This window comes from Paenibacillus sp. FSL L8-0340, assembly GCF_038593145.1.
GTDB lineage: Bacteria > Bacillota > Bacilli > Paenibacillales > Paenibacillaceae > Paenibacillus_AQ.
In genome coordinates, this window is sequence record NZ_CP151967.1 from 4,831,972 (window position 1) to 4,851,248 (window position 19,277).

The following is a 19,277-nucleotide window of genomic DNA, read 5'->3' on the forward strand; positions in this document are numbered from 1 at the left end:
GCGCCGCCCTGCCTTATCTTTATGCTCTGTCCCTGCTTACTTTACACTTTTGCGGGCCTCGAACAGCTCCTCCGCTTTTTTGACCGAAAATTCAATAACGTCGGCATAGCCGAGACCATTGACCTTGTCATGCATTTCCTTGTTCAGCTTGTCAAATTCAGCCTGATTTTTGGCAAAAACCATTTTCCAGGAAATCTGCTGAATGACTGTACCGATCTGTTTGTTTTTCTGCTCCAGCGTTTTATCCATGATCAGCGGCTCTTTGCCGGTGAAGCCCTGCGGCGCAACGGCGAGCAGATTGTTTTTTTCAAAGTATTCCTTAGCCGTCAGTACGCCCATCTTTACTCTCCAGTTACTATCAAGCTTCGATGGATTGCGTTCCAGTGTTGTCTTCCACAGATTGTGGTCATACGGCTCGCTTGTCTCGGGATTCTCCATCGCCGGAACAACAAACGAGAAGTTCATCTGATTTGACCCGTAATAATAGTCACCGCCGCCGAATTCTTCAGGTACTTGGGTGTTCTGCTGGTCCGTGTAAGCCTTCCAGCCGAAATCGGTGACTACTGGCTGGCCATTGCTGTCAATATCCCAGGTCAAACCCTTAGGACCGTTAGGTACAGCTGTTCCGCTGCCTGCCGAGAGCATCGCGCCTTCCGGCGTATACATCCAATTGAGGAACTCCATAATCCGTGCAGGCTCCTTGGCCTTTGCTCCGATGGAAATAATGCCGTTGCCGCCGTACACATTGAAGCCTGTTGAATACATCAGTTCATCCTTGAACGGCACCAGTGCAAAACCTTTGCCTTCCGCCGTTCTTTCCGCGGTATTGTAGTTGGCGGCACCAAGCCATGGGAACCAGGAGAATAGAATACGGCCATCCTTGTATTTCGCCACCACATCATCAAATTTCTGAGTCAGGGAGTCAGGATCGAGCAGCCCCATTTGGTTGGCTTCGTAATACAGCTTGAGCGACTTCATGTACCAGCTGTCCTCAGAGAGAAAATCATAATATTTCTCTTCATCGGCTTTGACGTAGACTGCAGTATCAGGGATTTCATCATAGCCCAGCATGTTGGCGAATTGCTTTGCCAGCGTCATTTTGTAGTTGCCGTCCCAGTCGGACCAGAGCGAGAAGGCATAGGTTTTTTTGCCTTGCTCATTCTTCGGCTCAAGCTCCTGCATCTTTTTCAGGACCGGCAGGTAATCCTCAATGGAGTTAATCTCCGGTGCCCCGATTTGCTGGTACAGATCCCAGCGTAAATCCGGTCCCCAAGTCATATCCTTTCCTTCGGAAGGGCCGGAAGGATTGGTAGCAACACTGTTTCCGATGCCATAGACTGCGCTGCCCCCGCCAAAGGCAATTTTAGCCTTCTCCACAGCTTTCGGGAATTGCTTCATGATATCGGCGCCGTATTTATCAAGCAGCCCATCCTGCGTCCAGTCCAGCAGCAGCTTTCCTTTGATCGCATTGGGATAGTGGTTTTTATCATCCCCGAAGACGATGATATCTCCAAGATCGCCGGAAGCCATCATTGCCGAGATTTTGGTGTCCCCGCCGGTCAGATTAGAGGCGACGATATCCAGCTCGATGTTGAATTTATCCTTGATGACCTTAGCGAACCAGCCGGTCTGCGGACCCGCATAGTTGGCGGTTGTTGAGAATACCGTCAGCTTCAGCGGTTTGGAATGATCAAGTGCGCCATCATCCGGTGCAGCGGTTTCTTTTGCCGCATTCGTAGCCTCGGTGACCGGTTTATCTGTACTCTCCGCTTTGCCCCCATTGCCTGAATTCCCGTTTCCGCCGCCGCAGGCTGCCAGAACGAACACCATGATGGCGCTCAGCAGAAGCAGCGATAACCTTCTGAACTTCATAGCTTGTTACCCCCTAAAAGTTTTGTGAGAATCTGCTCCTCTTGAATCTGCATCGAACAAAACTCGTTTCGAAATCATACACTCAGCCCTTGACTGCGCCGATCATAATGCCTTTGACAAAAAAACGCTGGAAAAACGGATACACAATCAGAATCGGCAGTACCACAATCATCGTTACTGTCATCCGGACCGAGGTCGGTGTCTGCATGTTCTGGACGCTGGCGGCCATATCCGGTGAATTACGGATCAGCGCTGCCAGCGAACTGGACTCATTTAAGTAACGCCAGAGCAGAAACTGCAGAGTGTAATATTTCGTATCGGTCATCAGAAATGCGGTATCAATGAAGGAATTCCACTGGCTTACCGCCGAAAATATCGTAATCGTAGCCAGAATCGGTGTCGTCAGCGGGACAATAATACTCCAGAACACCCGCAGATAACCTGCTCCGTCCATGCTCGCGGATTCCTCCAGTGAAGGCGGGATCGCCTCCACAAAGGTTTTGACCAGAATAATATTGAAGGGCGTAATGATCGTCGGCAGAATATAAGCCAAATAATTGTTGGTCAGATGCAGGTTGTGCATCGTAATGTACCAGGGAATCAGCCCGGCGCTGAAATACATCGTAACCACGACGCTGCGGTACCAGATTTGCCGGCCCCACATCTCCTTCTTGGTGAACAGATACCCCAGGAAAGCCGAAGCGCCCACGGTCAGCATTGTGCCGACTACTGTACGGTAGACCGACACCAGCGCCGCATGGCTGAGCCCGCTGATCCGCAGCACCTTGAAGTAGTTGTCGAAATGGATCTCACGCGGATAATATTTGATATAGCCTGCTGCACTGAGATCATTGGAGCTGATCGTGTTGATGAACAGATAATAGAACGGATAAATGCAGCTCAGGGTGAACAATCCGAAGAGCAGATAGTTAACTCCCTGGAACAGGGCATCGCCGGGCTTAAGCTTTTTTCGCAAGTGGAGTCACCCCCTTAAATGATAGATTCGTCGCGCACCACTCTCGAAAGCGTATTGGCCGCGAACAGCAGAATGACGCTGACGACCGATTTCAGCATGCTGACCGCCGTGGCGAACGGGAAGTTGTTGGCAAAGGCGATATTGTACACATACAGGTCCAGCACTTCGATGGCATCCTTGTTCATTGCGTTCTGGAAGGCAAAATACTGTTCCATCCCGTTATTCACAAAGTTCCCGATCGAAAGCAGCAGCAGTACAAAGAAGGTAGGGATAAGACCGGGCACGGTAATATGCCAGATTTTGCGGAACCGGCTGGCTCCGTCCACCTCTGCCGCTTCATACAGCTCCTGGTCAATGCCGGCAATCGCCGCCAGATACAGGATTGCCCCCCACCCGAGCGATTTCCACCAGTACCAGGCAATCATCGTGACCCAGATATTCGAGCTGGAAGCAAGGAAATTGTATCCCTCATCGACTATACCCAGCTGCACGAGTATGCCGCTTACCACCCCGCTATCCACGGAAAACAGCGAGAACGCCAGCGCATAGACGAGAATCCAGCTGATGAAATTCGGAATCGTGGTCAGTGTCTGTACGAACTTTCGGTACCAGCCCGACTTAATTTCGGTGAGCAGTATCGCAAAAATGACCGGAAAAACAGAGGTGATCAGCCCCAGGGAGCTCATCGCCACCGTATTCTTCAGCACGCGCAGCACTTCAGCAGTCTGCGTCGGATTCGAAACCATAGTCTGGAACCATTTCAGCCCGACATACGGCGTGTCCGACAGCGGAATGCCGGGGATGAAATCATAGAACGCGTAGATCCATCCGCTGATCGGCAAATAGTAGAAAATAAAGGTCACAACAAGAAACGGAAGCGCCATGAGAAACAGCTTGTGTTTGTTTTGCAGCTTCCTGCGGGATGGACGGACCGGCTCCACTCCGCGAAGCAGCTCTTCGGAAGGTACCCCCATATCGGAATCTCCTATATCCAGATTTTTGTTTACGCTTTCATCCTAACAGACCTAAGCACACCGCCGGGAGAGAGGACAGATCGCCTTTCCGTGAGAGCTGTAGCACGGTTTCGGACCATTTTCGCAGGGGATTGGACCATTTTCACAGGGTGATGCCAAAAGAAACAGACCGCCGGGAACCGGTGGCCTGTTTAGAGTTCTATTGTGAAATTATGAATTGCACATGAAGACGGTAACTGGGATGATTATCGCATCAATCAAATGAAGGGGACGCATTCTTCATAGGAGGTTATGCCGTTGTTAAAAAATACCGCAAATATCCTCTCAATCAGCCGGATCATGCTCTTGCCTGCCTTATTTTTCACTTACGGCAATGCCCTGCTCTTTACGTTAATCTATCTGGCTTGCGGGCTTAGTGATGTCTTGGACGGGTATATAGCCCGTAAGACCAAAAGTGAAAGTACCTTGGGCGCGAAGCTGGACTCCATTGCCGACCTCGGTTTTTTTGCTGTAGTTATGGTGTCGATCATTTTCAAGAATGGGGATGAAATATTAAAATACCTGCCATGGATCGCTGCCACCGTGCTCATTCGCCTAACCAACCTGTTCATTGCGGCGTATAAATATCATTCATTTGCCATCCTGCATACCTGGGGAAACAAACTTGCCGGTTTTTTGCTGTTTGCAACTCCGCTCATCCTTCACCTGGATCAAGCAGCATGGCTTTTGCCGGTATGTTTCATCGCCGTTCTGTCGGCAGCGGAAGAGAGCATTATTCACCTTACCTCCACCGAACTTGATTTGAACAGAAGCAGCCTTTTTTACAAAAAATGAATGAATAATAGCTATAGATCAAATGTTGCCTTTGATACTATTAATTAGGAATTTCCGTCGGATCAAACCCTGGCGGGAATATTTCTTCAAAGCGGTCCTTTTTCTCGTATAGGTCATACCAAGTATCTGCAATGACATCCGGATCTCCTGCTGTACCGGCTTGTATTAAGGTTCCGATGGAAAGATGTCCGACAAATATACCTTTTTCTTTCAACTCATTGTGCAAGTTTGTAGCGTAATTACGAATACCCGACATAACGATTCCACCATTCCCGACAAAAGGTAACGAGAACATAGCAGATATGCCTGTTGTAAATAGAATGGCACCCGAACGGTTATCTATCATATCCGGCAATACCTCATTGACCAAAAGTACGGCAGGCAACAAATAGCTGTTTACTTGTTCTAATACACTCTCTGGCGTTGTTTCCAGCACATTTGTGAATTTATCCCACCCTGCATAAGGGCTAAACTCTAGCACATCGATTGAACCAAAATCCTTTTTAACATCCTGAATGGTTTGTTTTAAAGCAGCCAAGTTCGTGACATCCGCTACATAAGACTGTGCTTCGATATTTAATTCTTTAAGTTCGCTCATGATCATTGATAATTTCTCTGGATTACGTGAAATGGCAGCCACCCTAAATCCGTTCTCTCCGAATTTTTTGGCTAGCGACAAACCTAATCCAGGACCTGCACCCACTATTGCAATAGTTTTCATTTTTCGCAAGCTCCTTTTCTGTGTTATATTAAAGTAACAGGTGTTGCTTTAATCGATAATATACAACCTATGATTTAATGTAACAACCAACAATCGATGCACAAATGTTGCTATAGCGACAATCTTGTTAATATGTCGGGTTAGGGGTGACGCAAATGGCGACAAAAGTAATGAATGTGCGAATGACACAAACGAAGCAGTCTTTGATTAACGCATTTTTTCATTTAGTTTCCAAAAAGGATTTCGAAAAAATAACAATAGCGGATATAACAAAAGGAGCACAAGTCAACCGGGCTACATTCTATACGCACTTTACTGACAAATACGAATTATTGGACTACGTTATGGGAGATTCTGCATCAGCTGCCATTGTAGAACGCACTGCAGGCGTAGTGAAATTCGATCAAGACAGCATCCATCAACTCGTTTTAGCGGTATGCGATTTTTATCAACCACCTAACATCCAATGCCGCAGCAGCTATGTAGGTTTAGTCGTACCGCAATTGAAAGAAAAAATAGTAAATGAGTTGAAGGAATATTTGTCGAAAAGTCTGGAAGATATTTATACAGATGACGAGAAAAATATTTATGTGCCTATTTTTGCACAAGTCATCCATGAAGCTGCCTTTCAATGGGCTACCGGGAACGTAACTGCTCATAAAGAGGAAGTCGCCATGAGAGTTTCATTATTAGTAATAGGTGGATTTCATTCTTCCGAGCTGACGTTACGCTAACGGGGCACTATTGGAGGTCGTTTCTTGTAACTACATTACTAGATAGCGCATAAGAGCCGCTTCCGGAAGGCTGTAGTATAATTACAAGAAACATTCAGGAAAGGCAGATCCAGCACAATGCAAACAAAGCGTAAATTTTTCATACTGGGTTTGGCAGTTGCAACCGTAATGATTATGCTGTTGCAATTGCGTACCACTTCTATTTCAGCAGCTGCTCCTACTTATTTTGTAGACTCCAAAGGCAACGATGATAACGCAGGCACCAAAAAATCCCCCTGGAGAACGCTCCAGCATGCAGCAGACTCCGCAAAACCGGGCAGCACGGTGTATGTAAGAGGGGGCGTCTATAAGCAAAAGCTTAAAATAAGCCGTTCAGGCTCAGCCCGGGAGGGTTCGATCACGTTCGCTAGTTTCCCGCAGGAAAGAGCAATCCTTGATGGCAGCGGACTTTCTGTCACAGAACAACAAGGCCTCATTGAGATTGAAAATGCCAGCTATATTACGATAAAGGGGTTTGAAATCCGTAATTTCAGCACAGCAAAAACAGATCAGCTGCCAATAGGTATATTTGTCCACGGTTCTGGTAGCTATATTAAGATACTGAATAACAAAGTTCATGATATCAAAAATACCGCAACACCCGCCGGCAGTGACCTGCTTGGCCGGGATGCTCACGGTATCGCTGTGTATGGCACTGATGCTCCCGCCTCCATTCATCATGTAACGATAGAAGGTAATGAGCTTTATAAGCTGGTACTGGGTTCAAGCGAGTCCCTTGTTGTCAACGGAAATGTCGATACTTTTGCCGTGACGAACAATCTCATTCATGATAATGACAATATCGGTATCGACCTCATCGGCTTCGAAGGAAAGGCGCCGCATCCGTTCTACGATCAAGTGAGAAATGGAGTAGTCAGTGGCAATAGAGTATATAACATCACCTCCAACTTTAACCCTTCTTACGGTACATCACTTCCTAACCATAGCAACGCGGCTGGCGGTATTTACATCGATGGGGGAAAAGACAGCGTTATTGAACGAAATTACAGTTACAACAACGATATTGGCATTGAAATTGCCAGTGAACATGCAGGGAAATCCACAAGCGAGGTTACCGTGCGGAGCAACATAGTCTACAGTAACCGTTATACGGGAATAGCATTGGGCGGTTACGATACGGAACGAGGTTCAACAGTAAATTGCAAGATCATCAACAATACCCTATATCACAATAATTCGCTAAATGATGGCAGTGGTGAAATTTTGCTACAGTACGATACCAAAAATAATATGATCACCAATAATATCATCTTTGCGAATTCATCGAATGTCTTCATCTATAACGAACAGAAGAAAAACTCGGGAAATGTAGTGGACTACAATCTTTATTACGCTCCCGGAGACGTATCGACAGCAAGTTGGATTTGGAAAAACCAGGAGTATATCGGTTTCTCCACCTATAAGGCCCGCACCGGAAATGATAGCCACTCTGTATTTGCCGATCCTAAATTTGTGGATCAAGACTCACATGATTTTCACCTTAGAGCTGCTTCCGCCGCAATCGATGCGGGTAAATCTTACAGTTTCATCATCAAAACCTTGGACATCGACGGTCAAGCAAGACAACGGGGAGCATCAGTTAACATAGGGGCCGATGAGTAACGGCTCACGTGCGTCCGATAGTCTTTTCTCAACTATTAGGGAAAAAAGTTCAACCTACTGGAGACGGGATAAGTAATTATGTAAATATTCTTAGCTATACGGATTGGTTAGCAACCGGTCGTGATTGCATTGTTAGTTCAAATTGACGGGTATTTTCACAGATCTTACATTTCGGGTGCCAAGTGTACTAAGCAGGAGTTAAAACAAAAATATCTAAAAGTAAAAGTGCAAATTACTGATTTAAGAGATTTACCCGAAGTCTTTTACAAGCTCTACAATTTCGAACAGTTACCTCTTAAAGGAGAGGTAGAGGTGGATTTTGTAATCGATACTGACACGGATAGGATTTATAAACCGAGTTATTGAGATAACGGGACACCTCAGTACTATAGAACAACGGCAGTCTGGAACGATATTTCGTTCAAGACTCCGTTGTTTCTTATATGTGGGTCAGTCTAACAATTTGTTTGCTTTGAACACCAGATAGCCTCTACTACCGCACTTTACCTGCAAAAACATTGGCCAGCACTCCCTGCACCCCGGCTTTAAACTTAAACAGTCCTCCAGCCAGCGGCCAGTGCTGCAAGTCTTCCTCGCTCATCCCGCTTCTCGCAGTAGTAATGTATAGCTCGTCCAGCGCCTCGCCCCCGAAAGTGCAGGAGGTTACATTTTTGGCCGGCACTTCAACCTTGCCGATCTGCTTCCCGGTGTGCGGATTCCAGCGCGAGACACAGCTCCCGCCCCACTGGGCCACCCAGAGCATGCCCTCACGGTCAATCGTCATCCCGTCAGGACCGCCTGCACCTTCCGGCAAAGTAAAAATTGTCCTGCGTCCGCTGACTGTCCCGCTCTGCAGATCATAATCCATTACATCCACGCCCCGGGTCGGCGTATCAATGTAATACATCAAGCTGCGGCTGTCATCCCAGGCCAGTCCATTTGAGATGCCGATGTCCGACAAAACATGGCGCACCTCTCCATGAGGCTCTATAACATACAGATTGCCCGCTCCCGGCGTGGAATCCATACTCATGGTGCCGAACCATAGCCGGCCTGCACTGTCGCATTTGGCATCGTTCAGCCGGTTGCGGGGCAGCTCGGGCTCCACTGCAGCGATAAGCTGCGGCTGCCCGTTCTTCTTGAAGCTGTAGATTCCGTCCTGCAGCGCAAGTATCCAGCCGCCGTCTGCGGCCGGCACTGCCGCACTGACCATGCTATCGAAGGAATAGCTCTCCTCGCCTTGTCCCATAGGTTCATAAATTCTCAGCTGTCTGCCCTCGATATCAACCCAATGAAGTTTACTTTCCTGTCCGTCCCAATGGGCGCCTTCCCCAAGCAGTGCTTTCGCGTCAATTACCAATTCAGCTTGTCCAATCATTGAAGCTCCTCCTAATTCATGCCAGTATATTACACTTCTCTTTATTTTACACACATCCACTTGTCTAATCTACACCGGTCGAAATCGACTGCTTTATACCTTGATGATCCGGCGGCTTACTTCGTAACCTTCACCTGCTGCTTCACGGTGGCGCTTTTGTGAATTTCCAGCTTGCTGCGGTATTCCACGATCCCGATTTCGCAGTCTGCACCAATGATGACGTTTCCCCCCCGCACCACTTCCGCTCGGGTAGTTTGAATGTCCACCTGGTCTCCTTCAATCACCCGTGCAGTGAACAGAATCCCCTTCGACTGAACCTGTTTCAGCAGAGCCCCAGCCTTGCTGCGCTTGATGGTAATACTGCCTCCCCCGACTTCCGACGATCGGCTGGGTCCAAACAGCACAAGCTCCAGAATGTCTGCATTCAGCAGCCTGCCTACCCTGAGCGCACCGGTCATTTGCAGCTTCTCCGCTTCGCAATCCCCGGACACCTCCAGATCGCCGCTCAGCTTGAAACGTTCAGCGCTTAAGCTGCCACACTTTATCTCCCCCTGTCCGTGCAGGGCTCCTGCCGTAAGCCGCTCTTTGACTTCAATTTCACCGGTGAGCTTCAATTTCTCCGTCCGCAGACTGCCAGAGATCCCGCTGTTCCCGGTCAAAGAAAAGCTCAGGCAATCTACATCTCCGGCAAACTTGCCTTCACCGGTCACCTTAACATCGAGAAAGCATCCGCCCATAGACGATGAAGTTCCAAGAATTTTCAGATTATTGCGCTCGGCATCATTACTCACCGTACTTCTCCACCTTTCCCACACTTGAACCAGGATGCACTTTCAGTTCTGAGCGGTATTCCAACCGCCCGATCCTGCAGCCTATTCCGATTATGACCTTGTCGCCCCGCACAATATCCGCTGTCGTATTTTCCAGTTCAAGATAGTCACCTTCAATGACCTTGGCAAGCAGCTCTGTTCTTAACCGGGGGATCAACCCGCCCAGCAGTTTGTTCACAAGATGTGGATCCCTCTGCCGGACAATCAGGCTCTCCACACCGATCTCATCCGCCTTGCTTTGCCCCTCAAGAGTGAAATCTATATACCCTGCACTAAGCAAGCCGATTACTGTAAAACTTCCCTCACCCTCAAAACGCTCCAGCTCGCAGCTTCCTGTTACACGGATCATCCCGTTCAAGATACAGTTCTCGCCGCGTAGGGGACCGTCTATCGTGACCATTCCGTCCAGCTGCATTCTCGCGGACTCCAGGCTGCCGTTGATTTTGAGCTTTCCATTCACGTCCATTTCTTCTGCTGAAAGATTCCCGTTCATCTGAATAACCCCGTTGCCCTTGAAACTGCGCGCCAGAACCGGCCCGTTCACCCGGCTTACTCCGTCCAAATTAACGTTGTTATAGGTCCCGCCTGCGGCGCCGCTCACTCCGGCCATCTGCAAATCCGGCAGTTGTTTATCAGTAAGCATTAACTATTCCTCCCTTAATTCACTTTGCCCTTCAGCTGTTCCAGCAAATCCGTGAAAGCGAGTCTGCTGACAAGCCTTACGCCCTCATCAAAAACCAGATCGGCTGGAGATGCAGCGAGCAGGAACATGCTGACGCCCATTTTGCGGACAAAAAACAGCTCCCAGCTTTTCCCCTCGAACCTCTGCGTATTCACCGTCAGTGTATAGAACAGCCTGTCGGCTTCATCCAGATTCACCTCGCCTTTGCTAAGCAAGAGGTCAACGGCAAATAGATGTACAATCTGCTCAAAGGCATATTCCTGAACTCCGCCTCCGTCCAACCCGCCGAATCTGTCCAAAGTCAAGTTCGAAACAATGTTACGTTCTAACAATTGCTTCGCCGTCAACGACAGCTTGTAGAGGGTTGAAGTATCACCTAACCTGTCTGCCAGCTCATCCAGTGAAAGATCATCCTTCATGTGGATAATATTATGGATCCGACCCAGAATTCTGTCTTTCGGAAAAAAGGTTTCCTGCCCGGTAAACGTAGATTTGCGGATAAACCACTCCTCGGGAATCAGCTGTTTCCGTTTCCAGCGGTACAACTGCCCATAAGAAATGCCGGTCAGCTCCAGCAGATCCTTCTTGGAGATCAAATCTTCTTCCATCTTGATCACTCCTTGAAACGATCGTAACATAACACTGTTACGTTGTAAATTATGAAACAACAAATTTCCCAGCTCCTTAACAAGTCACATCAGCCAAATCATTGTCACGCAAAAAGAGCAGACAGCTCCTTGTCAAGGAAATGTCTGCTCCTATTTAAACTAAATCTTCAAGTCCGCTAAGTAGTTTATTCTTCCGTCTTGCCTTCGGAAGCCACGGCTGCTGCCGGTTCGGCAGTATCCGTATCCGTCGGCTCTTCAGCAGCGACAGGAGGCGAAATTCGTACGATCAGTGTATCCTCTGGTGTCAATACTTCCCAGCCTTCATGCTTCGGCAGATCGGAGACCAGCAATTGATCGCCAATATCAAGGCCGCTGATATCTACTTCAAAGGACGCAGTCAGCTTGTCCGGCAAGGTACGGATATCCAGCTCATAGAGCTCCACCTGCTGACTGCCGCCGCTCTTAACGCCGACAGGATCACCTGTGAAGTGGAAAGCAACCTTGGTGTCCAGCTCAGCCTTCATATCAATCTGATGCAGGTCCACATGCAGCAGCTTGCGTGAAAGCGGCTGACGCTGCACTTCCTGGATCACCACATTCTTGGAGCCGGAATCCGGCAGTTCTACCTTAAGAATCGCCCGCGGGTTCTTGCCGAGAATTTCGTTCAATGTCTTCGCATCCGCTGTAAAGGATTGGCTATCTGAACCTGCACCGTAGACGACAACCGGTACAAAGCCTTTGCTCCGCTGTGAAGAGGTCGAGCCGGATCTTTCAGTCAAACGTACTGTGGTATTCATGATATTTCCTCCTAAAAGTTTTGTCAGCTTGGGCTGCAATGAATTCCTACGAACAAAACTGGCTTCGAAAGCATATGCTTAGTTTTGTCAGCTTGGGCTGCAATGAGTTACTACGAACAACTGACTTAAGTATTAAAAAAACAAGTCCAATTAGATGTATAGGTCTAATCAGTCTATTATTAACCATATTTACCTGCTGTGGAAACAGTATAGCACTGCCAATACATCAAGTCAAAATCGGTAAATATTCAATTATAATACATATTTATAAGTAGTTACGCCAAATGACACGCCACATAATGGCCTCCGCCGGCATCGCGGAACACCGGAATCTGCGACTTGCAGACCTCCACGGCAAACGGACAGCGGGTATGGAATTTGCAGCCGGAAGGCGGGTTTGCCGGGCTCGGAATATCGCCTTGCAGTACGATCCGCTCCCGCTTCAGCTTCGGAATCGGAACAGGAACCGCCGAAAGCAGCGCCTTGGTATACGGATGCAGCGGATGGCGGAACAATTCGTCCCTAGTCGCTGTCTCCACCATGGAGCCCAGATACATCACACCGATCCGGGAGCATAAATGCTCCACTACGCTGAGATCGTGGGAAATAAACAAATAGGCCAGTCCCTTACTCTGCTGCAGCTTGCTGAACAAATTGATGATCTGGGCCTGAATGGACACATCCAGTGCAGAGACCGGCTCATCGGCTATGATGAGGTCAGGATTCAGGATCAGCGCCCGCGCTATTCCAATCCGCTGGCGCTGGCCGCCGGAGAACTCATGCGGGAAGCGGTCGATATGATAGGAGGACAAGCCGCAGGCTTCAAGCGCATCCAGCACCAGCCCCCGGACCTCCGCTTTGGAGCAGAGTCCGTGATCCAGCAGAGCTTCGCCGATGGCGTCACCAACCCGGACTCTAGGATTAAGCGCGCTATAGGGGTCTTGAAAAATCAGCTGCATCCGGGGCCGAAGCTGGCGCATCTCAGCGGGTGAAAGGCTGTGAATGTCCACACCCTTAAACTTAACCTCTCCGGCTGTTTTTTCGGTCAGCCGCAGAATGGTCCGGCCTACAGTACTTTTTCCGCTGCCGGATTCTCCGACAAGCCCGAAGGTCTCGCCCGGCTGAAGCCGGATGCTGATATCGTCCACAGCTTTAACATGTCCGACCGTACGGCTCAGCAGACCTTGCGTGACCGGAAAATACTTCTTCAAATGATTAACTTCAAGCAGTGCATCAGACATGGACTTCCGCCTCCTCATACAGCCAGCAGGATACTTTTTGCCCGCTGCCCGTCTCCTGAAGCTGCGGCTGGCGGCTGCGGCAGACCGGCATGCAGTGCTCACAGCGGTCATGGAAATAACAAGACGGGGTCAGCGTAAGCGGATTAGGCACCTGCCCCGGGATTGAATACAGCTCCTCTTGACGTTGGCCCATCACAGGCTTTGACTTCAGCAGACCTCGTGTGTAGGGATGTTTGGGATTCTTAAACAGTTCGACAACCTCGCCCTCCTCGACGATTTTGCCGGAATACATCACAATCACGTAGTCAGCCATCTCTGCCACGACCCCAAGGTCATGGGTGATTAGCAGGATCGACATTTTGGAGCTTTCCTTGAACCCGCGCAGCATATCCAGAATTTGCGCCTGGATCGTAACATCCAGCGCCGTTGTCGGCTCATCGGCTATCAGCAGCTTTGGATTGCAGGAAATAGCGATGGCGATCATGATCCGCTGCAGCATTCCCCCGCTCAGTTCATGCGGGTAACTGTCGGCAATCTGCTCAGGCCGGGAGATCCCCACTTGCTGGATCAGCTCAATCGCCCGCAGCCGGGCTTCTTTTTTCTTCATTTTCAAATGAACGGTCAGCGGCTCCATAATCTGCTCCCCGATCTTCATTACCGGATTGAGTGATGACATCGGTTCCTGAAAGATCATGGCAATCTCGTTGCCGCGGATCGCCCGCAATGTATTTTGATCGAGCTGCAATAAATCTTCTCCCTGAAAATCTATACTTCCTCCGGCAACCCGCCCTCCGGGCTTCTCCACCAGTCCCATAATCGACATGGCAGTTACGCTTTTGCCGCAGCCGGATTCCCCGACAATGCAGACCGTTTCCCCTTCGCGTACCTGGAAGCTTACATTATCAACGGCTGTTACATTCCCTTCTTCTGTGAAGAACTTGGTGCTGAGACCGTCTATCGTCATTAAATCCTTCATCGGATGTTGGACACCTACCTCTTCTGTTTAGGATCAAGCACGTCTCTGAGGCCGTCACCGAATATATTAATGGCAATGACCGTGGCGAATATCGACAGACCCGGCGGAATCCACAGCCAAGGGCGATTCTGGAAATCAATCATATTATTCGCAGCATCAATCATGTTCCCCCATGTCGGCGTCGGCGGCATAACCCCCAAGCCGAAAAAGCTGAGTACGGATTCGCTGAGGATCGCTCCGCCGATGTTAAGCGTCGCCATCACGATCAGCAGTGGAACGATGTTCGGAAGCAGATGGTTGAACAGCTTTCGGCGGTCGCTAAGCCCCAGCACTACCGCAGCCTGCATGAATTCACGTTCCCGCAGGCTGAGCATTTGGCCTCTCACCATCCGTGCCAGACCCGGCCAGTTCACGATACTCAGCATAAGCATAACAATATACATCCGGTAGTCCGTCGGAATCTTCCATTCCGACAGCAGCGCACCGAAGATGAACAGCAGCGGCAGACTGGGAATCGTCATCAGCAGATCCGCAATGCGCATAATGATCTGATCAGCAATTCCGCGGTAATAACCGGCTATTGCCCCCAGAAGGGCCCCGAGAAATACGGACAATACCATCGAAGCAAGTCCGACCGTAAGCGAGATGCGTCCGGCCTGCATCACCCGCGTCAGTATATCGCGGCCCAGCGCATCCGTTCCCAGCCAATGCTTGAGATTCGGTGCTTTATTCATCATGGCCATATTGATTTTGTTATCTGTATACGGCGAGAACAAAGGACCGATAAAACAAAGAACAAACATAAATACAACGACTACAAAACCGGATACCGCCAGCTTGTTATGAAGCAGTCTCCGTATGGATTGCCGGAACAGTGAAGATTTCTGGACCTTGGCTGCAGGCCTGTGAAGCTCGTTTAAAGTGCTGTTAGCTGCCACAATGTCATCCCCCCTCTATAACCGGACACGCGGATCGGCAACCCGGTACAAAATATCCGAGAGCAGCGTTCCAATCACGGTCAGAATGGCAAGCAGCATCGTAAAGCCCATCAGCAGAGGATAATCCCTCAGCCCAAAGGACTTCATATACAGTTGGCCGATGCCCGGCCAGTTGAAGATCTGCTCGATAATAATCGACCCGCCGAACAGCGCCGGAAGCTCGAAGCCAACGAGCGTAATGGCCGGCAGCAGCGCATTTCTCAGCGCATGGGTGAACAGCACCTTCCGCTCCTTTAAGCCCTTGGCCCGGGCTGTGCGGATATAATCCTGTTTCAGCACATCTATCATATTGCTGCGGAAATACCGGGTTAGTGAGCCCAGCCCAAGCAAGGTCATCACTATAACCGGCAGCGTCATATGACGCACAACATCTTTGAGATATGCCATGCCGGCAGCATTGCTGCCTGTAGTCGTCATTCCGCCAGGCGGCAGCCATTTGAAGTCAACCGCCAATATTTTAATCAGGAATAGGCCGATAAAAAAAGACGGAAGCGACATCGCCGCGAATATGGCAATCATCACCAGCGTATCAAACCAGGAGTACTGCTTATAGGCAGAAATCACTCCGATAATAACTGCGATAACCCAGGTCAGAAAGGTTGATACCGCCGCCAGCAAAAAAGAATTCCAGATATAGTCGTTGAACAGCTGAAGCACCGGCTTCTGCTGGGCGAGCGAATATCCGAAATCCCCGTGCAGTGCATTTTTCATCCATATGCCGTAACGTTCAAGCACCGGTTTGTTCAGGCCGTAGATCTCCCGCAGCTCCGCCTTGCGTTCTGCTGTCAGCTTGATATTCCCGGTGATAAAGTCCCCCGGCGTAGTAGCATAAAGACAAAAAATGAGCAGTGATGCCGCAAACAGAATGATGAATATATACAGCAGTCTTTTTGTCAGATAAGTACTCATGATTGGCTCCTTATGGATTCGTCCCCTGCCGTTGCATACCCGGCAGGGAACGAACAGTTAATTATTGCAGAGTCCAGTCCGGCAGGCTGCCGGCAAGCCCGATGAATGGGCTGACCGTAAGATTCTGGATGCGGCCGTTATAGGCGTACACTGTCTTTTTGTAGCTGGTGAAAATGATCGGAAGTTCATCATTTAACAGCTGGTAGAGCTCTTTGTAGACTGCTTTACGCTTTTCGATATCGGTAGTGGCCAGTGCTTTATTGTACAGCTCCAGGAATTTCGGATTTTCGTAATCGGTAATTTCACCGTCGAAGAATTGCATGAATCCGTCAGCCGGATCGGTTAGCATAGGTGTGGAGAAGGATACGAGATCATAATCCCCGCCTTCCACCTTCGAAACCAGCGAGTTAAAGTCCGCGAAAATTTCCGGTTGGAACTCAATGCCCAGCGCTTCAAAGTTCTCTTTGGCTACAGCAATAAAGATGTCGGTGTTTTTACTCTTGGAGCCCAGATAGTGAATGCTGAGCGGTTTGCCGGCTTTTTCGCGGATGCCGTTCGAACCTACAGTCCAACCGGCCTCATCCAGCAGCTGTTTGGCTTTTTCCGGATCATATTTATAAGGATTGATGCCCTCTTCCGTATAGGACCAGGAGATCGGTGATGCCGGAATATTGGCAATGGAGCCTGCACCCTGGGCGGCGTCCACGTAAATACTCTGACGATCAAGGCCGTAGACTATCGCCTGTCTCACCAGCTTATCCTTGAGCTGCTCGTGCTTCAGGTTAACCTGCATGTAGCCGTAATTGCTCGGTGTATAAGGAATGATATTCACATACCCGAGTCCCTTCAGCTTTTCGATATTTTCTTCTGTGGCACTGAAGGAAGCATAGTCGACTTCTCCTGTCTCCAGGAACTGCCAAACGTCGCCCTCAGAGGTTTTGTAAATGAAATGTTCGGTCTTTGGTTTGCCTTTGAAGTAGTTCTCGTTAGCCACCAGCCGAACTTCTTGCCCGGGGATGAATTTCTCCAGCTTGTAAGGACCGTCACCAAGCGGTTTCTCATGCAGCTTCTTGATGTACTCCAGCTCGCCGAATTTGTAGTCCTTGCCATAATAGGCTTTCGACAACACATTGGAGCCTAGTACCACAAGTGCCGTAGCATTTGGCTGCTCCAGCGTTACCGAGATCGTCTGCGGGTCAATGACCTTAATACCTTCGATGCTCTTGGCAGTACCTTCTTTGTAAGCCTTGCCGCCCTTCACATTAAGTGAAGGCAGCGAGGACCCGCCGTCATAGCTCTTGTCATATTGAATCGTCCAGGTAAAAGCCACATCCTCCGCAGTGAGCGGCGAGCCGTCGCTGAATTTCAGGTCTTTGTGCAAATGGAAGGTGTATGTAAGCTGATCCTCCGACACATCCCAGCTTTCGGCAAGCTCCGGAGCAGGAACACCTTTGTCATCTACAGTTACCAGTGAAGCATAAAGTAGAGAAGAAACGTTGCCGTCATAACCACTTTCCTGGAAATAAGGTGTAAACGCGCCGCTGGGGTCGGTGAGTCCGACGATTATCGTATCCTTACGGTTCTGGGCAACTGCAGGCAGCTTCGACAAGTCAGTTGCCGTGAAAGGCTCGCTGAGTGCGCCACCCGGCACTGGTGCCGGTGAAGTTGAAGCTGCCGCTTCGGTTCCGCCAGTATCTGCGGTGGCCGTTGCCGGGGTAACTACACCTTCAGAGTTGTTCGCACTGCCGTTGTCCGAGCAGGCTGACAGCAGCAGTGAACCTGCTATCAGTAAGGCGGACAATAAAATCGTACTTTTTCTCACAAAATCATCTCTTTTCTCTCCATTTTATAAAGACTGATAATTCCTACCTACTAAGTATGATTAATGACCGATAGTTCACATTATAGAAAGTAAATTCTGTTCTGTAAAGAGAGAACTTAAAAATAATTCTCCAAAAACAGAATTCACTGGTGTTTTTTCCGGTACAAAAAAAGCCAAAGCTTCTCTTCAGCAGAGAATACCTTGGCTTTGTAAGGATTATAGGGTGTTCCGGGTTCAACTCAAATATTTAAAAAGCTGCTCATTCATCCGGTGAATCCCCTCCAGACGAAGACTGTATGCGGTGACATTCTCCCCTTCGACGTAGGCATGTAGCAGGCCGGCACACCGGAGACTGAAAATATGATCATGTACGATCCCTTTGGAGATTCCCGCTTGCTTTACGATTTCCGTGAACGTTTTGCGTTCTCCGCCGACCGATTGAAGAATCTTCAGCCGGCTTTTTTCACCCAGACTGCGTAGAGTCCTGTACATGAAGGGTGATATTTCCTCATCTGTGAGCATAATTCTCGCTGCATAATGACAAATGGTCAAAGTGCCGAAGTTGTAAATAATGTTGACAGGCTGAAAATGAAACTGCGGGATTAGCACCAGTCTGCGCAGTCCGTCCCCCGGCAAGAAATAGAAACCATTGGTTGTCTTGTTGACAAAATCGGAAGTATTGTTTGTCTTGAGTTCCCGGTTCCGTTCCATCGTATGCTCCTGCAGCTTGGCGAGGATAGCGGGATCACTGGTGCTGAAGTATTGCCGGTTCCATTCGGTTAACAGGTAGGTCATCCGGCTGCGGAACTGCTCCATCTGGACAGGAAACACACTAACATGCCCGGCAAGGGTTTCGTATATTTCACCGACCGACAGACTTTCCAGCCAGTTCAGCGCACTCTCCACATTTTGCTTGGCCGGACATAAATAGATCAGCAGGTTCAGCAGCTTCCAGTCATTCCCGAGATCTGTTTCCTCCAGCGCACTAAGAAGCCCTGGACTAAGCTTGCCTGCCACTTCGGCAGCCCACGGGGTACCCAGATCAATTTTTTTATTGGATTTCTTGCAGATAAACGTATGTATGCTGTTTACTAACTCATAAATCGGCTCAAACTGAACCTCTATCTCGTATTCCATGGGCTTTCCTCCTGATGCAACTTCTATTCGTTACAGCGTTAGTGTCTTAATCTTAGGGCATGAAGCAGCGTAAGTGCAAGTCATTCCACATCCCCTTCCAGCTGGTGTTAAGTTCTTCCATGAAAA

Annotated in this window: 18 protein-coding genes; 3 read left to right on the forward strand and 15 right to left on the reverse strand. The window is 49.1% G+C overall.

Annotation, left to right across the window (positions count from 1 at the left end; all coding sequences use genetic code 11):
• Window positions 1-36: 36 nt before the first annotated feature.
• From NST07_RS22035 to NST07_RS22045, 3 genes are all read right to left on the reverse strand, one after another.
• The gene (locus NST07_RS22035; RefSeq protein ID WP_342480176.1) at window positions 37-1,872 is read right to left on the reverse strand and encodes an ABC transporter substrate-binding protein; all 1,836 of its coding nucleotides are present in this window, start codon (window positions 1,870-1,872) and stop codon (window positions 37-39) included.
• Between the two features lie 82 nt (window positions 1,873-1,954).
• On the reverse strand, window positions 1,955-2,848 hold the full coding sequence (locus NST07_RS22040; protein ID WP_341094354.1) for a carbohydrate ABC transporter permease: 894 nt from the start codon (window positions 2,846-2,848) through the stop codon (window positions 1,955-1,957).
• 14 nt (window positions 2,849-2,862) lie between these two features.
• Window positions 2,863-3,822 (reverse strand): ABC transporter permease subunit, encoded by a 960-nt coding sequence (locus NST07_RS22045; RefSeq protein WP_342480177.1) that lies wholly within the window; start codon window positions 3,820-3,822, stop codon window positions 2,863-2,865.
• A gap of 297 nt (window positions 3,823-4,119) precedes the next feature.
• On the opposite strand from NST07_RS22045, the gene NST07_RS22050 reads away from it, so the two are divergent.
• Window positions 4,120-4,656 (forward strand): CDP-alcohol phosphatidyltransferase family protein, encoded by a 537-nt coding sequence (locus NST07_RS22050; RefSeq protein ID WP_342480178.1) that lies wholly within the window; start codon window positions 4,120-4,122, stop codon window positions 4,654-4,656.
• A gap of 40 nt (window positions 4,657-4,696) precedes the next feature.
• Here the strand turns inward: NST07_RS22050 and NST07_RS22055 are convergent, their stop codons facing one another.
• Entirely contained in the window at window positions 4,697-5,377 is a 681-nt protein-coding gene (locus NST07_RS22055) for an SDR family NAD(P)-dependent oxidoreductase (RefSeq protein WP_342480179.1), read from the reverse strand.
• Window positions 5,378-5,532: 155 nt separating this feature from the next.
• On the opposite strand from NST07_RS22055, the gene NST07_RS22060 reads away from it, so the two are divergent.
• Both NST07_RS22060 and NST07_RS22065 read left to right on the forward strand, forming a co-directional pair.
• On the forward strand, window positions 5,533-6,111 hold the full coding sequence (locus NST07_RS22060) for a TetR/AcrR family transcriptional regulator (protein WP_342480180.1): 579 nt from the start codon (window positions 5,533-5,535) through the stop codon (window positions 6,109-6,111).
• Between the two features lie 117 nt (window positions 6,112-6,228).
• On the forward strand, window positions 6,229-7,773 hold the full coding sequence (locus tag NST07_RS22065; RefSeq protein ID WP_342480181.1) for a right-handed parallel beta-helix repeat-containing protein: 1,545 nt from the start codon (window positions 6,229-6,231) through the stop codon (window positions 7,771-7,773).
• A 493-nt stretch (window positions 7,774-8,266) separates the two neighbouring features.
• Here NST07_RS22065 and NST07_RS22070 read toward each other — a convergent pair whose 3' ends face one another.
• The 11 genes from NST07_RS22070 to NST07_RS22120 form a co-directional block, all read right to left on the reverse strand.
• Window positions 8,267-9,151 (reverse strand): SMP-30/gluconolactonase/LRE family protein, encoded by an 885-nt coding sequence (locus tag NST07_RS22070; RefSeq protein ID WP_342480182.1) that lies wholly within the window; start codon window positions 9,149-9,151, stop codon window positions 8,267-8,269.
• A 116-nt stretch (window positions 9,152-9,267) separates the two neighbouring features.
• The gene (locus NST07_RS22075; protein ID WP_342480183.1) at window positions 9,268-9,942 is read right to left on the reverse strand and encodes a hypothetical protein; all 675 of its coding nucleotides are present in this window, start codon (window positions 9,940-9,942) and stop codon (window positions 9,268-9,270) included.
• Window positions 9,935-10,624 carry a hypothetical protein gene (locus tag NST07_RS22080; protein ID WP_342480184.1) on the reverse strand — a complete coding sequence of 230 codons (690 nt, stop codon included), beginning with the start codon at window positions 10,622-10,624 and terminating at the stop codon, window positions 9,935-9,937. Before NST07_RS22080 ends, NST07_RS22075 begins: the two co-directional genes overlap by 8 nt.
• A 14-nt stretch (window positions 10,625-10,638) precedes the next feature.
• The gene (locus NST07_RS22085) at window positions 10,639-11,271 is read right to left on the reverse strand and encodes a YhbD family protein (protein WP_342480185.1); all 633 of its coding nucleotides are present in this window, start codon (window positions 11,269-11,271) and stop codon (window positions 10,639-10,641) included.
• A 185-nt stretch (window positions 11,272-11,456) separates the two neighbouring features.
• Window positions 11,457-12,068: a 50S ribosomal protein L25 gene (locus tag NST07_RS22090; RefSeq protein ID WP_341094375.1), complete on the reverse strand. Its 612-nt coding sequence runs from the start codon at window positions 12,066-12,068 to the stop codon at window positions 11,457-11,459.
• 275 nt (window positions 12,069-12,343) lie between these two features.
• Entirely contained in the window at window positions 12,344-13,309 is a 966-nt protein-coding gene (locus NST07_RS22095) for an oligopeptide/dipeptide ABC transporter ATP-binding protein (RefSeq protein ID WP_342480186.1), read from the reverse strand.
• A complete protein-coding gene (locus NST07_RS22100; RefSeq protein ID WP_038594270.1) occupies window positions 13,302-14,285 on the reverse strand; it encodes an ABC transporter ATP-binding protein in 984 nt (327 codons plus the stop codon). The genes NST07_RS22095 and NST07_RS22100 overlap by 8 nt, the downstream gene beginning before the upstream one ends.
• 14 nt (window positions 14,286-14,299) lie before the next feature.
• Complete coding sequence (gene opp4C, locus NST07_RS22105) at window positions 14,300-15,223, reverse strand: oligopeptide ABC transporter permease (RefSeq protein WP_038594273.1); 924 nt, start codon at window positions 15,221-15,223, stop codon at window positions 14,300-14,302.
• A gap of 15 nt (window positions 15,224-15,238) precedes the next feature.
• A complete protein-coding gene (locus NST07_RS22110) occupies window positions 15,239-16,192 on the reverse strand; it encodes an ABC transporter permease (protein ID WP_038594276.1) in 954 nt (317 codons plus the stop codon).
• 61 nt (window positions 16,193-16,253) lie between these two features.
• On the reverse strand, window positions 16,254-18,014 hold the full coding sequence (locus tag NST07_RS22115) for an ABC transporter substrate-binding protein (RefSeq protein WP_342480187.1): 1,761 nt from the start codon (window positions 18,012-18,014) through the stop codon (window positions 16,254-16,256).
• 234 nt (window positions 18,015-18,248) lie between these two features.
• Window positions 18,249-19,151, reverse strand: coding sequence for a helix-turn-helix transcriptional regulator (locus NST07_RS22120; protein WP_342480188.1), 903 nt, complete (start codon window positions 19,149-19,151; stop codon window positions 18,249-18,251).
• Window positions 19,152-19,277: the final 126 nt, after the last annotated feature.